Genomic DNA, 15,591 nt, shown 5'->3' with positions numbered 1-15,591 from the left:
GGCCAATTGTCTTCCGGGCAGAGCGGTCGATCTCTTACGCGGTCGCCCTGACCGTGAGGATGTGCGCGACGTCGCCGACGGGGTCGAGACGCACGTAGTTGTCGGCGCCCCAGACCCACTCGGCGCCGGTCAGCTCGTCGTGGACGACGAAGCTCTCCGGCAGGCCGGCGGCCTCGAGATCCAGATGCACGGTGGTGTCGTGCGCCCCGTGCGGGTCGAGGTTGATCACCGCGATGACGGTGTCGTCGCCGTGCGTCTTCGAGAACGCGAGGATGTTGTCGTCCTCGGTCGAGTGCACAACGAGGTTGCGCAGCAGGCCCAGCGCCGGGTGCGCCCGGCGGATCTCGTTGAGGCGGGTGATGTACGGCGCCAGGGTCCGGCCGCTCTCGGCGGCGCCCTGCCAGTCGCGGATGCGGATCTGGTACTTCTCGCTGTCGAGGTACTCCTCGGATCCGGGCTTGACCGAGACGTGCTCGAACAGCTCGTAGCCGGCGTACATGCCCCAGGACGGCGTCGCCAGGGCGGCGAGCGTCGCGCGGATCGCGAACATCGCGGGGCCGCCGTACTGCAGCGAGGCGTGCAGGATGTCCGGCGTGTTCACCCAGAAGTTCGGACGCATGAGGTGGTCGCTCTCGCGCGACACCTCGCGCAGGTACTCCTCGATCTCGCCCTTGGCCACGCGCCAGGTGAAGTACGTGTACGACTGGTGGAACCCCACAGAGCCGAGCGTGTGCATCATCGCCGGGCGGGTGAACGCCTCGGAGAGGAACAGGACGTCCGGATCCGTCTTCTTGAGGTCGCCGAGCAGGCGCTCCCAGAACATGACGGGCTTCGTGTGGGGGTTGTCGACGCGGAAGATCCGCACGCCGTGCGACATCCACAGCCGCACCACGCGCGTGACCTCGGCGACGACGCCCTCGTAGTCGTCGTCGAAGTACACCGGGTAGATGTCCTGGTACTTCTTCGGCGGGTTCTCGGCGTACGCGATCGAGCCGTCGGCGCGGTGGCGGAAGAACTGCGGGTGCGTCGTCACCCAGGGGTGATCGGGCGCCGCCTGCAGGGCGAGGTCGAGCGCGACCTCGATGCCCAGGGCGTTGGCCTTCTTCACGAAGGCGTCGAAGTCGGCGAAGGTGCCCAGGTCCGGGTGGATCGCGTCGTGGCCGCCGTCCTTCGACCCGATCGCCCACGGCGATCCGGGGTCGCCCGGCGCCGGGGTCAGCGTGTTGTTCGGACCCTTGCGGTTGACCTCGCCGATCGGGTGGATCGGGGGCAGATAGAGCACGTCGAAGCCCATCGCCTTGACGCGCTCGAGGCTCTTCACCGCTGTCTTGAACGTGCCGCTCTTGACCTTGCCGGTGCGGCTGTCGACCTTCGCGCCCTCGGAGCGCGGGAAGAACTCGTACCAGGCGCCGGTCAGCGCCCGGCGGCGGTCGGCGAACAGCGGGAACGGACCCGCGACCGTGAGCAGATCGCGCAGCGGATGCGCTGCGAACAGCGCCTGCGTCTCGGGCCCCTCGAGCACCGCGAGGCGCGCCTCGACGGGGCGGGTGGCGTCGCCGGCAGCGGCCTCGGCCGCCTTCACCACGGCCTTCTCAGCCGCGGAGAGCGTGTGCTCGGTGCGGATCCGCTTGAGCAGCTGTGTCGCCTCGAGGAACATCAGGTCGACGTCGACCTCCGCGCGGATCTTGATGCCGGCATCGTGGGTCCAGGTCGCGAGCGGGTCGGAGAACCCGCGCACCTCGAAGGCCCATTCGCCCTCGACGTCGGGGGTCGCCCAGGCCTCGTACCGGTCGGTGCCGGTGCCGATCTGGCGCATGCGGATCGGCTCGCGGCGCACGCCGTCGGGGCCGATCAGCGCGATCTCGGCGCCGTGCTTGTCGTGCCCCTCGCGGAACACCGTCGCCTGCACGGGGAACGGCTCGCCGACCGTGGCCTTCGCAGGGCGACGACCCTGGTCCACAACCGGGTGCACGTCGATAACAGGGATACGTCCGACCATGTCCCCAACCTGGCACAGCCGGGCATCCATGGCCACTCAGGGCCGAGACCTTGCGTCATCCTTCATCCGGGTGTAACCCGCGCGTCGTGAGCGGCGCCCCGGGGCACCCGCGATCGGCCCGGGATCCCGCCATCCGAGGGGTTCCATGCCCCTGTGCGGGCCTCGGGTGCTGGGGTCGGCAATGGTGCGTACTCATTCATCTGCTCGACCTGTCGCGCCGCGGGGGCGCGGCGTTAGCGTGGGGCCATGCGTGCGATCCGCCGACTGACCGTCCGACCCGTCCTTCCCGAGGCGCTGTCCGCGCTCGGAGAGCTGGCGGGGAATCTGCGCTGGTGCTGGGACATCCCCACTCAGGACGTCTTCGCGCACGTCGATCCCGAGCTGTGGCACTCGACGCACGACCCCGTGCGCCTGCTGGGCTCGGTGCCGGCATCGCGCTTCGACGAGCTCGCCGCCGACGCCGCGTTCTGCGCGACGCTCGAGCGCGCGCACCGCGACCTGCGGGCCTACCTCGCCGATGACCTCTGGTACCAGCGCGACGTGGCCGACGCTCCGCGCACCATCGCCTACTTCTCGCCCGAGTTCGGCATCGCCTCGACCCTGCCGCAGTACTCGGGCGGCCTCGGCATCCTCGCCGGCGACCACCTCAAGGCCGCCAGCGACCTGGGCCTGCCCCTCATCGGCGTGGGCCTGCTGTACCGCCACGGCTACTTCGACCAGACGCTGTCGCGCGAGGGCTGGCAGCTCGAGTCGTACCCGCTGATCGACCCGGACGAGAAGCCCCTGACGGTGCTGCGGGAGGCCGACGGATCGCCCGCAGTCGTCACGCTGGCGATGCCGGGCGGGCCGGACCTGCGTGCCCGCATCTGGGTGGCGCGCGTGGGCCGGGTGCCCCTGCTGCTGCTCGACACCGACATCGATCCGAACCCGGAGCACTACGTCGACATCACCGACCGCCTCTACGGCGGCGGGGCCGAGCACCGCCTGCGCCAGGAGCTGCTGCTGGGCGTCGGCGGCGTGCGCGCGCTGCGCGCCTTCAGCCGCCTGACCGGCGCCCCGGTCCCGGACGTCTACCACACGAACGAGGGCCACGCCGGGTTCCAGGGGCTCGAGCGGATCCGCGAGCTCACCACCGGATCGGACGGCGGCAGCGCGGGCCTCGACTTCGACGACGCGCTCGAGATGGCGCGCGCCTCGACGGTGTTCACCACCCACACCCCCGTGCCCGCCGGCATCGACCGCTTCGACCGGTCGCTGATCCAGCAGTACTTCGCCTCGGACGGCGGTGTGCTGCCCGGCGTCCCCACCGACCGCGTGCTCGCCCTCGGCGCCGAGGACTACGAGGGCGGCGACCCCGGCATGCACAACATGGCCGTGATGGGGTTCCGCCTGGCCCAGCGCGCGAACGGCGTCTCGCAGCTGCACGGTCACGTCAGCCGCGACATGTTCAACGGACTGTGGCCCGCGTTCGGCGAGGCCGAGGTGCCCATCGGCTCCATCACCAACGGTGTGCACCTGGGCACCTGGGTGGCGCGCGAGTTCCAGGAGATCCTGCAGGAGTACGGCGCCGACATCGACGGCGACCCCGAGGCGTTCGCCCGCGCGCTCGATGCGCTGCCGCCGTCCCGCGTCTGGAGCGTCAAGCACGAGCTGCGCGAGCGCCTCGTCCTCGACGCCCGCGAGCGCCTGTGCGCCTCGTGGCTGAAGCGCGGGGCCGTGGAGGCCGAGCTGGGGTGGATCGGCGATGCGCTCTCGCCGGACGTGCTGACGATCGGCTTCGCCCGCCGCGTCCCGTCGTACAAGCGCCTCACGCTGATGCTGCGGGATCCGGACCGCCTGAAGCGGCTGCTGCTGGATCCGGAGCGTCCGGTCCAGCTCATCATCGCGGGCAAGTCGCACCCCGCCGACGACGGCGGCAAGCGCCTGATCCAGGAGCTGGTGCGCTTCGCCGACGACCCCGAGGTGCGCCACCGCATCGTGTTCCTTCCGAACTACGAGATCGGCATGGCGCAGACCCTCTACCCGGGGTGCGACGTCTGGCTCAACAACCCGCTGCGCCCCTACGAGGCGTGCGGCACGAGCGGCATGAAGGCGGCGCTCAACGGCGGCCTGAACCTGTCGATCCTCGACGGCTGGTGGGACGAGTGGTTCGACGGCCAGAACGGCTGGGCCATCCCGTCGGCCGACGGGCTGGCCGACCCGGACAAGCGCGACGACCTCGAGGCCGCCGCGCTGTACGACCTGATCGAGCGGGAGGTCGCGCCGCGCTTCTACGACGTCGACGGCGAGGGCGTGCCGGCGCGCTGGCTCGAGATGATGCGCCACACGCTCGACTCGCTGGGGCCGAAGGTGCTGGCCACGCGCATGGTGCGCGACTACGTGACCACGCTCTACGCCCCCGCGGCCGCCGCGGCCCGGCGCCTCAACGGCGACGCCGCGTACGCGGGTGCCGTCGAGCTCGCCACCTGGAAGCGGCGGGTGCGCGAGGCGTGGCCGAGTGTGCGCGTCGAGCACGTCGAGTCGCACGGCGTCGACACCGCGGCGGTGGTGGGCGCCTCGCTCGAGGTCGTCGCCCACGTCGCGCTCGGCGGCCTCTCGCCGGACGATGTCGAGGTGCAGCTCGCCTACGGCCGCACCGGCGACGACGACCAGCTCAGCTCGCTGCAGGTGACCCCGCTGGAGCTGCGCGAGACGTTCGAGGGCTCGCGCGCGGCGTTCGCCGGATCGGTGCGCCTCGACCGCGCGGGCGCGTTCGGGTACACGGTGCGCGTGGTGCCGAAGCACCGCCTGCTCGCCTCGACCGCCGAGCTCGGTCTGGCCGCGCTGGCCTAGCGGTTCCGGGTGCGAGCCGGGTCGCCTCAGACGGACTTGACCACCACAACGGTGCGGCCGTCGACGGGGAGCGGCTCGCCGATCTTCACCCGGGTGCCCACCGCCACGGCGGGGTCGGTCGAGAGCACGACCTCGACCTCGTCGAACCACTCGTTGACCGGGTGGAGGATGTCGACCGGCGGCGGCCCGGCGTTGAACCACAGCACGAACGAGTCGTCGATGCGCTGCTCGCCGCGCGGCCCCGGCTCGCGCAGCGGAGCGCCCGAGACGAACATGCCGATCGTGCGGAGGCCGCCGTCGCCCCAGTCGGAATCGCGCATCACACGACCGGCCGGATGCAGCCACGCCAGGTCGTGCGGGCCGCCCGGGATGGCGGGGCTCCCCTCGAACCAGTGCCGCTGGCGCAGCGCCGGGTGCTCGCGCCGCAGCCTCAGCGCGGCCTTGGTGACCTCGTAGACATCCAGCCAGGCGTTGTCGGCCGACCAGTCCATCCACGAGATCTCGTTGTCCTGGCAGTACGCGTTGTTGTTGCCGCCCTGCGTGCGCCCCCGCTCGTCCCCCGCGGTCAGCATGGGCACGCCATTGGACAGGCAGAGGGTCGCCATGAGGTTCGCGACCTGCCTCCGTCGCAGCGCGAGGATGTCCGGATCGGTCGTCTCGCCCTCGTGGCCGTGGTTCCACGAGCGGTTGTTGTCGGTGCCGTCGCGGTTGTCCTCGTTGTTGGCGTCGTTGTGCTTGCCGTCGTACGAGACCAGGTCGCGCATCGTGAACCCGTCGTGCGCGGTGATGAAGTTGATGCTGTTCGAGGCCGTGCGGCCGTCGTCGGCGTACAGGTCGCTCGAGCCCGCCAGGCGTGTGGCCACGGCGTGGATCGGCGCCTGCCCACGCCAGAAGTCGCGCATGGTGTCGCGGTACTTGTCGTTCCACTCGGCCCACTGCGGCGGCATCTGGCCGACGAGGTAGCCGTCCATCGAGACGTCCCACGGCTCGGCGATCAGCTTCACGTGACGCAGGACCGGATCCTGGTCGATCGCGATCAGCAGAGCGCACTGGAAGTCGATCTCATACCCGGTGCGGGTCAGTGCCGACATGAGATCGAACCGGAAGCCGTCGACGTGCATCTCGGTGACCCAGTAGCGCAGCGAGTCGAGGATCATCCGCAGCGCGAGCGGGTTCCAGGCGTTGACCGTGTTGCCGCAGCCGGTGACGTCCCAGTAGCGGTCGTCGAACCGCCCGTTCTCGCCGATGACGCGCTTGTAGAAGCCGCGGTCGTCGAAGCCGCGGAACGACAGCGTCGGGCCGTCGGGCCCGCCCTCGGCGGTGTGGTTGTAGACGACGTCGAGGATGACCTCGATGCCCTCGCGATGGAGGGCCTTCACCATGTGCTTGAACTCGTCGACCTGGCCGCCGCGGTCGCCGGAGGACGAGTACCCGGCATCCGGCGCGAAGTACGAGAGGGTGTTGTAGCCCCAGTAGTTCGTGAGGCCGCGTTCGGCGAGCCAGGGCTCGGAGAAGAACTGCTGCACGGGCAGCAGCTCGACGGTGGTGACGCCGAGGTCGCGCAGGTACGAGGTGACGGCCGGGTCGGCCAGGCCCGCGTACGTGCCGCGGATGCTCTCGGGGATGCGGTCGTGGAGCTTCGTGAAGCCCTTCACGTGCAGCTCGTAGATGACGGTGTCGCGCCAGCGGTGATGCGGGCGGACGTCGTCCTCGTCCTCCCAGTCGAAGGCGCCCTCGATGACGACGCTGCGGGCGGTGTACCCGGCCGAATCGGTGTCGTCGCGCTCGAGCGGGCGATCCTCGCGCGCGCCGTGGATCGGCTGCTCGGGCTTGATGGTGCCGCTGGTCGCCTTCGCGTACGGGTCGAGCAGCAGCTTGTGCCGGTTGAACCGGTGCCCGTTGGCCGGATCCCACGGCCCGTCGACACGGTAGCCGTAGCGCTGGCCGGGCCGGATGTCCGGCAGCGCGCCGTGCCAGATGCCGAGCATGTGCTCGGTGAGGTCGTACGCGGTCTCGCGGTCGTTCTCGTCGAACAGGCACAGCTGCACCGCGGTCGCATCGGGGGTGTACACCGCGAAGTTCGTCGACTCGGGCGACCACGTCGACCCGAGCGGCCAGGCCCGCCCCGGCCAGACGGGGATGGCCTCGCCGAGCTTCTTCCAGGTGACGGGGCTCACTGTCCGTCCCCGCCCTCGGAGGGCGGGCGCGGCGGCGACCAGAGCACAAGATCCGCACTGCGGCGCACGCGCGTGCCCGCGCGCAGGGTGATGACGGATCCGGTCGCCCCGGCCGCGAACACGCGGGCCCCGGGGCGGGCGGCGCGCTCGTCGCGCAGGGCCTGCTCGAGGTCGCGGCACCGGCGGCGCAGCGCCCGCACCTCGTCCTCCAGGTCCAGGACGCGCGCGATGCTGGCGAGGCTCATCCCCTCGCCGGAGAGGCGCGAGACCTCTCGCAGCTGCTCGACGTTGCGCGCCGAGTAGCGGCGCGATCCGCCGCGGGTGCGGCCGGGGACGACCAGTCCGATCCGGTCGTACTGGCGCAGCGTCTGCGGGTGCATGCCCGCGAGCTCGGCGGCCACCGCGATCGCGAAGACGGGCGTGTCGTCGTCGATCTCGTAGGAATCGCTCATCCCGTCCCTCCCTCTCCGGTTCGAAAGGCCGATCCTGGCCTCAGGCTAACCCTGGGCCCGGCCCATCAGCTCATCGCGCGGGTTGATCTGCGGGCCGACCTCGACGAAGCGCGCGAGCGCGTCGCGGGCCTCGTCGTCGAGGTGCGCGGGCACCACGACCTGCACCTCGGCGAGCAGGTCGCCGGTGCCTTTCTGCGACGCGATGCCACGGCCCTTGACGCGCAGCACACGCCCCGACGGGGTGCCGGGGGCGACGCGCAGCTTGACGGGGTCGGCGCCGAGGGTCGGGACCTCGATAGTGGCGCCCAGCGCGGCCTCGGGGAACGTCACCGGCACCACCACACGCAGGTTCAGGCCCTCGCGGGTGAAGACCGGGTGCGGGCGCACGGCGATCTCGACGACGATGTCGCCGGGCTCGCCGCCGTCCGGTGACGGGCGCCCCTTGCCGCGCAGGCGGATCTTCTGCCCGTCGGCGACACCGGCCGGGATCTTGATCTTGAAGGGCTTGCCGTCCTCGCTCTGCAGCGAGATCGTCTCGCCCTTCGCGGCCGTGACGAAGTCGATCGTCGTGCGCGCGCGCACGTCCGATCCCTTCTGGGGGCCGCCGAATCCGCGGAAGCCGCCGCTCGGGCGTCCGAAGCCGCCGGATCCGAAACCGCCGCCACCGCCCTGGTTGAACATCGCGAAGATGTCGTCGAAGTCCTGCGACGCACCGCGGTTCTGGGTGAACTGGCTGAACACGTCGTCGAAACCGCCGCCGGCACCCGCGCCCGGGGTGAACCGTGCGCCGGATCCCATCGCGCGGATCTGGTCGTACTCGGCGCGCTCGGTCTCGTCCGAGAGCACGGCGTACGCCTCGCTGATCTCCTTGAACTTCGCCTCGGCGGCCGCATCGCCCGGGTTGGAATCCGGGTGGTACTTCCGCGCGAGCTTGCGGTACGTCTTCTTGAGGTCGGCGGCGCTGACGTCCTTCGACACCCCGAGGACCTTGTAGAAGTCCTTCTCGAACCAGTCCTGGCTGGCCATCTTCACCTCTTACGTCAGACGTCGGTCACTGCAATATCGAGTCGCGAGCGCTCGCTGGACGAGCGCGCGGGCCGGCGCCGCCGGCCCGCGCGGACATCACTCGGCCGGAACGGCCACAACGACCTTGGCCGCGCGGAGCTCGATCTCGCCCAGTCGATAGCCGAGCTCGACCACCTCGAGGATCGTCGCCTCGGTGGTGCCGGGGATCGGCTGCTGGAAGATCGCCTCGTGCTGCTGCGGGTCGAACGCCTCGCCGACCGCCCCATAGGCGACCAGGCCCATGCGCTCGGCCACACCGCGGACCTTCTCAGCGATGGCCGCGAAGGGCGAGCCCTCGGTGAGGTCGCCGTGCTTGTCGGCGCGGTCGAGGTCGTCGAGCACCGGGATGAGGCCCTTCACGGCCTCGCCCTTGGCACGGGCGATCTCGATGTGACGCTGCTCTTCGGTGCGGCGGCGGTAGTTGGCGTACTCGGCCTGCAGTCGCTTGAGATCGTGCAGGAGCTGCGTCTCGTAGTCCGAGTGGTCGGCCTCGGCCGCGTCGTCGGTCTGCGCGGCATCGAGGATGTCCTCGATGGTGAGCTCGGGCTCCTGGGTTGCGGCGTCGGTCCCCTCCTGCGCCTCGGGGGCGGTCGCGTCCTGCGCGTCCGCCCCCTCGGCGTCAGGCTGGACCTCGTCGCCGTTGGGCTCTTCGAAGTCCTTGCCGGTCATCAGTTCTTCTTGTCCTCGTCGTCCTCGACCACCTCGGCGTCGATGACGTCGTCATCGCCCGCCGTGTCGCCGGCCGGAGCGTCGGCCGTCGGGGCCGCCTGCTCGGCCTGCGACTGGGCGTAGATGGCCTCGCCGATCTTGCCCTGGCTCGCGTTGAGCTTGTCGAACGCGGCCTTCACGGCCTCGTCGTCGTCGCCCGCGAGGGCCTTCTTCAGGTCGTCGACGTCGCCCTGGACGGACTCCTTCACGTCGGCGGGGAGCTTGTCCTCGTTGTCCTTGATCAGCTTGTCGATCGAGTAGGCGAGGGTCTCGGCCTGGTTGCGGACCTCGGCGGCCTCGCGGCGCTTCTTGTCCTCGGCGGCGTGCTCCTCGGCCTCGCGCACCATGCGGTCGATGTCCTCCTTGGGCAGCGACGAGCCGCCCGAGATGACCACCGAGGCCTCCTTGCCGGTGCCCTTGTCCTTGGCGGACACGTGCACGATGCCGTTGGCGTCGATGTCGAAGGTGACCTCGATCTGCGGGATGCCGCGCGGCGCCGGGGCGATGTCGGTCAGGTCGAACGTACCGAGCGGCTTGTTGTCGCGCGTGAACTCGCGCTCGCCCTGGAACACCTGGATCGACACGGACGGCTGGTTGTCGTCGGCCGTCGTGAAGGTCTCGCTGCGCTTGGTCGGGATGGCCGTGTTGCGCTCGATGAGCTTGGTCATGATGCCGCCCTTGGTCTCGATGCCGAGGCTCAGGGGGGTGACGTCGATGAGCAGGACGTCCTTGCGCTCGCCCTTCAGGACACCGGCCTGCAGGGCGGCGCCGACGGCGACGACCTCGTCCGGGTTGACGCCCTTGTTGGCCTCCTTGCCGGTCTCGCGCTTGACGAGGTCGGCGACGGCGGGCATGCGGGTCGAGCCGCCGACGAGCACCACGTGGGCGATCTCGGAGAGCTTCACGCCGGCCTCGCGGATGACGTCCTCGAACGGCTTCTTGGTGCGCTCGAGCAGGTCCTTCGTGAGCTCCTCGAACTTGGCGCGCGTGAGCGTCTCGGACAGCGACACGGGGCCCGACTCGGTCAGCGAGAGGTAGGGCAGGTTGATCGAGGTGCTGGTCGAGGACGACAGCTCCTTCTTCGCCTGCTCCGCGGCCTCCTTGAGGCGCTGCAGGGCGATCTTGTCGCCCGAGACGTCGACGCCGGTGGTCTGGCGGAACTGCGTGATCAGGTGGTCGACCACACGCTGGTCCCAGTCGTCGCCGCCGAGGCGGTTGTCACCGGCGGTGGCGCGGACCTGGATCGTCGAGAAGTCGTCGTCCTTGCCCACCTCGAGCAGGGACACGTCGAACGTGCCGCCACCGAGGTCGAAGACGAGGATGAGCTCGTCCTCCTGGCCCTTGTCGAGGCCGTAGGCGAGCGCGGCCGCGGTGGGCTCGTTGATGATGCGCAGCACGTTGAGGCCGGCGATCTCGCCCGCGTCCTTCGTGGCCTGGCGCTCGGCGTCGTTGAAGTAGGCCGGGACGGTGATGACCGCGTCGGTCACGGTGTCGCCGAGGTACTGCTCGGCGTCGCGCTTCAGCTTCATGAGGATGCGCGCCGAGATCTCCTGCGGCGTGTACTTCTTGCCGTCGACGTCGAACGACCAGTCGGTGCCGATGTGGCGCTTGACCGAGGCGATCGTGCGGTCGACGTTGGTGACGGCCTGACGCTTGGCGGTCTCGCCGACGAGCACCTCGCCGTCCTTGGTGAACGCGACGACCGACGGGGTGGTGCGGAAGCCCTCGGCGTTGGCGATGACCTTCGGCTCACCGCCCTCGAGGACGCTGACGACCGAGTTGGTCGTTCCGAGGTCGATACCCACAGCACGTGCCATGTTGCTCTCCTTCTTGACGGTGAAGTCGTTGTGCGCGGGTTGAGCCGCGATGACTCAAGGATAGAACGCCAGATCAGCCGTGTCAAAGCGAAGTTGATATGGATCGACTCAAGTTTGGATATGGATCGGCTGAGCGTGTGGCGACACCGGCGGTTCACGCTCGGGCCATAGCCTCATCGCATGAGCCCCGAGCACGACGACGTCCCGCCGGCCACCCCGCCCACCGTGGCGCGCACGGGCGCGCTCGGTCCCATCGGCCGCGGCGTCGCGGGCGAGCCCGCCTCGCGCAAGACCGTCGTCTCGTGGGCGATGTGGGACTGGGCCATGCAGCCGTTCAACACCGTGATCCTCACCTTCGTCTGGATCGCGCTATACCTGACCTCCCGGCAGTTCCTCGATCCGGCGGTCCGGGAATCGGGTCTGCTGGCCGACGGCACCTACATGAACTGCAACGAGTCGCAGAACATGGGCAGCGCGTACTGCCAGGGGCTGACGGATCTGTCCGAGTGGTGGGGGTGGGCGAACTTCGCCGCGGGCATCCTGATCCTGGTGCTCGCACCCGTACTCGGCCAGCAGGCCGACGCCCGCGGCAACAAGAAGAAGTGGCTCGTCGGCGCGACCATCGCGATCGCGCTGGTGCAGTTCTCGCTGTTCTTCGTCGAGGCCGACCCTCGGTACTTCTGGTTCGGCGCGTTCGCCGTCGCGCTGGGCGCCGTGATCTCGGAGATCGGCAACGTCAGCTACTACGCGATGCTCTCGGAGGTCTCGACCCCCGGCACGGTCGGGCGCATCTCGGGCCTCGGCTGGGGCATGGGCTACATCGGCGGGGTCGCGGCCCTGATCGTGTGCATCCCCGTGCTCTTCGGGCTCGGCCAGGACAATCCGCTGTCGTACAAGCTCGTCGCCGTCATCTGCGCGGTGTGGACGCTGGTGTTCTCCATCCCCATGTTCCGCAATGTGCCCGAATCGCCCGCCTATGCGGAGGCCGAGAAGGTCGGCCTGCTGCGCGCCTACGTGGTGCTCGGCCGCAACCTGGCGAAGCTGTTCCGCACCAACCGCCCGACGTTCTGGTTCCTGCTCGCCGCGGCCGTGTACCGCGACGGCCTCGCGGGGGTGTTCGCCTTCGGCGCCGTGCTCGCCGCGCAGGGCTTCGGGTTCTCGTTCCTCGAGGTGATCGTGTTCGGCCTGGCCGCCAACCTCGTCGCGGGCGTGTCGACGATCATCGCGGGCCGCATCGACGACGCCATCGGGCCCCGCAACCTGATCGTCATCGCCCTGTCGGGCCTGGTCGCGATGGCATTCGTCGTGTACCTGCTGCGGGATCTCGGGACGATCGTGTTCTGGATCTGCGGGCTGCTGCTGTGCGCGTTCGTGGGGCCCGCCCAGGCGGCCAGCCGCGGTCTGCTGACCCGCCTGACGCCGCCGAGCATGCAGGGCGAGATCTTCGGCCTGTACGCCACCACCGGACGCGTCGCGTCGTTCCTGTCGCCGCTGGCGTGGTCGCTCTTCCTCGCCTGGTTCGGCGGCATCGTCTACGGCGTGCTCGGCATCGCCGTCATCCTGCTCATCGGCCTGATCCTGCTGCTGTTCGTGAAGCTCCCGCCGCACGTCCGCGCCTGAGCGGGCCGCCGCGCGGCGTCACGCCGGAATAGCGGCGCGGCGCCCGCGGTTTGTCAGGCCATGACGATCGTGCAGGCCCACGGGCGCGAGGACGCCGTGGTCGGCCGCGTCGGCGTCGCCGACCAGAGCGACGTCGCGGGCCCCGCGGGCGATCCGATCGATCGGCTGCTCGCCGCCCTGCAGTGGGACTCGGCCGGCATGACGCGGCTCGCCCTCGCCGACGGCGAGGCGCTGGATCTGCCCGCCGGCGACGCCCTCCTCGTCTTCGCCCTCGAGGGATCCGTCGACGTCGGCGCGACGCCGAGGCGCAGCTGCCCGGCGTGGGCGTCGACACGCGCCGACGGGGCCGTGCGCGTCCGCCTCGACGCCGGCGGATCGCTGTTCTCGGTGGGGCGCGCGCCGCTGCGGCTGCGCGCCCTCGCGGGTGCGTCGCTGATGGCGGCGCGCCTGCGGCCCACCGGGGAGACCAGCCGGCTCCTCGGGGCCCTCCCCGATCTGCTCACCGTCGACGACTTCTCCCTCCAGGAGCCCGGGGTCGCCGCGCTCGCGGCGCACGTCGGCGATCCGGCCACCGCGCAGGCGTGCGCCGCCGGCGGGGGCCGCGCCGTGTGCGACCTCATGGCGACCATGCTCGCCGTCTCGACGCTGCGCGCCTGGGCCGCATCCGGATGCGCTCCCGCCGACTGGGCCCCGCGCACGGACGATCCGTTCCTCGCGCGGGTGATCGCCGCGATCCACGAGGATCCGGGTGCCGACTGGAGCGTCGAGAGCCTCGCGGCCCTCGGCGCGATGTCGCGGTCCGTGTTCGCCGCGCGGTTCCGCGAGGCGATCGGCCGCTCCCCCGCCAGCTACCTGGCGCAGGTCCGCATGGATGCGGCGAAGGCCATGCTCTCGGCAGGCACCCGGGTGTCCGAGGCGTCGCGGCGCCTGGGCTATGAGTCGGACGAGGGCTTCAGCCGGGCGTTCCGCCGCCACACCGGGATGACCCCGTCGGCGTGGCGCGGGGCGGGCCCCCGCGCGCTCGCGCGCTGAGACCCGCCCCTCCCCTCACCGGCCCGCGCGGCCCGCCAGACCGAAGGTGACGGCGCCGGCGGCCACCGCGACGGCTCCCGTTACATAGGCCGTGCCGACACCCGCACCGTCGATCAGCAGGCCCCCGAGGCCCGCCGCCAGCGTGATCGCCAGCTGGAAGCCCACCACAACGAGCCCGCCGCCGGCCTCGAGCCGATCCGGCAGGCGCCGCCCGATCCACGTGTTGAGCACGATCAGCCAGGCGGCGAACGACATGCCCCAGACGAACACGGCGACGCCCGCCGCGATCGGCGACTGGGGCCACACCAGCACCACCAGGATCGGCACCGCCACAAGCAGCGGGACGGCGGTCGACAGCGGCGCGAGCCGGCGGTCGACGATCGCGGCCGTGACGACGTTGCCGACGAGCCCGCCGACGCCGAACAGCCCGAGCAGCAGCACGACCGCGCCCTCGTCGAGCGGAGCGCCTCCGGCGCCGAGGGTGACCCGCTCGAGCGCCAGGCGGATGTAGGTGTACGCGACGAAGTGGCCGAACACGATCAGCACGTGCCCGACGAGCCCGAGCGCGACACCGGGGTGGCGCAGCGCCCCGCCCAGCACGGCGAAGCTCGCGACCGCCTGCGCCGGCACCGCCGGCAGCAGCAGGCGCAGCGCGACGGCCACCGCCGCGGTGATGACGGCGGCACCGGCGAAGACCGCGCGCCAGTCGAGGAGCGTGCTCACGAAGACGCCGAGCGGCACGCCGAGCACGGTCGCCAGCGAGACCCCCGCCGTGGTGAACATCACGGCCCGCCCCAGGCGCTCGGGCCCGGCGATCCGCGCCGAGACCATCAGCGACATCGACCAGAAGCCGCTCAGTGCGGCACCGAGCAGCACGCGTGCGGCCAGCACGGTCACGAGGTTCGGGGCGATCGCGACCAGCAGGTTCGAGACGGCCGCCACGACGGCGAGCCAGACGAGCAGGGTGCGGCGATCCAGCCGCGGGACGAGCATCCCGATCGTCGGGGCGACCAGCAGGCCGACCAGAGCCGTCATCGTGACGGTCTGCCCCGCCTGGCCGGGTGTCACCTCGAGCGCCGCCGCGATCTCGAGCAGCACGCCGTTGGGGAGGAACTCGGCGGTCACCAGCACGAAGCTCATGACCATCATGGCGACGAGCGCGAGGTGGATGCGGGGCGGTGCCGTGCGCGTGGGCGCGATCGTGGGCAGAGAGGCGGTTCCGGTCATGTATCCAGGCTCGCCTCCGGCGCGGGGCGCCGCCCGACCGGGTGTCCGCGGCATCCGACCGATCGTCCGGATCCGGCCGGGACGGCGTCGCGGCGCGTCAGCGGGGCCAGGCGTCGGCGAGACGGGCGAGCAGGGCCGCGAGCTGCGCGCGCTCGGCGGCGGTGAAGCCCTCGAGCGCCTCGGAGACGGCGTCGGCGCGGGCGCCGCGGCTGCGGTCGGCGACGGCACGACCCTGGTCCGTGAGGGCGACGAGGGTGCGGCGGGCATCCGCGGGATCGGCCTCGCGTCGCGCCAGGCCCAGCTCGACCGCGGACTGCACCAGCCGGCTCGCGCGCGGCTGGTCGACGCCGAGCAGCTCGGCGAGGGCGCCCACCGACTGGGGTCCGTCGGCGCGCGCCAGCAGCTCGACGAGGCGCATCCGGGCCATGCCCCTTCCCAGCGGGCCGCCGTGCGGGCCGCTCCCGTGCGGACCTCCGTGGCCGTGATGCGGGTGCGGGTGATGCCCGTGCTCGTCGCCGCCTCGTGCGTGCGGCCCATCGGCCCAGGGCGAGCGCCCGCCGGGGCGGCCGACCATTCGCAGGCGGGCGAGCGCGTCGGCGATCTGAGCGGTGGGATCCAGGTCGGTCACCCCTCCAGGATACATGCCACTTGACATGCAATAC

At 71.2% G+C, this 15,591-nt stretch carries 11 protein-coding genes; 3 read left to right on the top strand and 8 right to left on the bottom strand.

Annotated elements, in window-relative coordinates; genetic code table 11:
* Window positions 1-34 precede the first annotated feature (34 nt).
* Window positions 35-1,999 (bottom strand): alpha-1,4-glucan--maltose-1-phosphate maltosyltransferase, encoded by a 1,965-nt coding sequence (locus ACOKGD_RS01695; RefSeq protein WP_342336369.1) that lies wholly within the window; start codon window positions 1,997-1,999, stop codon window positions 35-37.
* 246 nt (window positions 2,000-2,245) lie between these two features.
* On the opposite strand from ACOKGD_RS01695, the gene glgP reads away from it, so the two are divergent.
* Window positions 2,246-4,831: an alpha-glucan family phosphorylase gene (gene glgP, locus ACOKGD_RS01690; protein WP_342336368.1), complete on the top strand. Its 2,586-nt coding sequence runs from the start codon at window positions 2,246-2,248 to the stop codon at window positions 4,829-4,831.
* Between the two features lie 26 nt (window positions 4,832-4,857).
* Here the strand turns inward: glgP and glgX are convergent, their stop codons facing one another.
* From glgX to dnaK, 5 genes are all read right to left on the bottom strand, one after another.
* Entirely contained in the window at window positions 4,858-7,008 is a 2,151-nt protein-coding gene (glgX, locus tag ACOKGD_RS01685) for a glycogen debranching protein GlgX (RefSeq protein WP_342336366.1), read from the bottom strand.
* Window positions 7,005-7,460: a heat shock protein transcriptional repressor HspR gene (locus ACOKGD_RS01680; RefSeq protein ID WP_342336365.1), complete on the bottom strand. Its 456-nt coding sequence runs from the start codon at window positions 7,458-7,460 to the stop codon at window positions 7,005-7,007. The genes glgX and ACOKGD_RS01680 overlap by 4 nt, the downstream gene beginning before the upstream one ends.
* Window positions 7,461-7,505: 45 nt before the next feature.
* Window positions 7,506-8,486 (bottom strand): DnaJ C-terminal domain-containing protein, encoded by a 981-nt coding sequence (locus tag ACOKGD_RS01675; protein ID WP_342336363.1) that lies wholly within the window; start codon window positions 8,484-8,486, stop codon window positions 7,506-7,508.
* A 96-nt stretch (window positions 8,487-8,582) separates the two neighbouring features.
* A complete protein-coding gene (gene grpE / locus ACOKGD_RS01670) occupies window positions 8,583-9,194 on the bottom strand; it encodes a nucleotide exchange factor GrpE (RefSeq protein WP_342336362.1) in 612 nt (203 codons plus the stop codon).
* On the bottom strand, window positions 9,194-11,050 hold the full coding sequence (gene dnaK, locus ACOKGD_RS01665; protein WP_342336361.1) for a molecular chaperone DnaK: 1,857 nt from the start codon (window positions 11,048-11,050) through the stop codon (window positions 9,194-9,196). The genes grpE and dnaK overlap by 1 nt, the downstream gene beginning before the upstream one ends.
* 180 nt (window positions 11,051-11,230) lie before the next feature.
* Between dnaK and ACOKGD_RS01660 the strand changes: the two genes are divergently transcribed.
* Both ACOKGD_RS01660 and ACOKGD_RS01655 read left to right on the top strand, forming a co-directional pair.
* The gene (locus tag ACOKGD_RS01660) at window positions 11,231-12,670 is read left to right on the top strand and encodes an MFS transporter (protein ID WP_342336360.1); all 1,440 of its coding nucleotides are present in this window, start codon (window positions 11,231-11,233) and stop codon (window positions 12,668-12,670) included.
* Window positions 12,671-12,730: 60 nt separating this feature from the next.
* Entirely contained in the window at window positions 12,731-13,702 is a 972-nt protein-coding gene (locus tag ACOKGD_RS01655) for a helix-turn-helix transcriptional regulator (RefSeq protein ID WP_342336359.1), read from the top strand.
* Between the two features lie 15 nt (window positions 13,703-13,717).
* On the opposite strand, the gene ACOKGD_RS01650 is transcribed toward ACOKGD_RS01655, so the two are convergent.
* Together ACOKGD_RS01650 and ACOKGD_RS01645 are read right to left on the bottom strand one after the other, a co-directional pair.
* A complete protein-coding gene (locus tag ACOKGD_RS01650) occupies window positions 13,718-14,929 on the bottom strand; it encodes an MFS transporter (RefSeq protein ID WP_342336357.1) in 1,212 nt (403 codons plus the stop codon).
* Window positions 14,930-15,026: 97 nt separating this feature from the next.
* The gene (locus ACOKGD_RS01645; RefSeq protein ID WP_342336356.1) at window positions 15,027-15,557 is read right to left on the bottom strand and encodes a MarR family winged helix-turn-helix transcriptional regulator; all 531 of its coding nucleotides are present in this window, start codon (window positions 15,555-15,557) and stop codon (window positions 15,027-15,029) included.
* Window positions 15,558-15,591 lie beyond the last annotated feature (34 nt).

Source organism: Microbacterium phosphatis (assembly GCF_049177115.1).
Classification (GTDB): domain Bacteria; phylum Actinomycetota; class Actinomycetes; order Actinomycetales; family Microbacteriaceae; genus Microbacterium; species Microbacterium phosphatis.
This window is presented reverse-complemented; position numbering and strand designations above follow the sequence as displayed.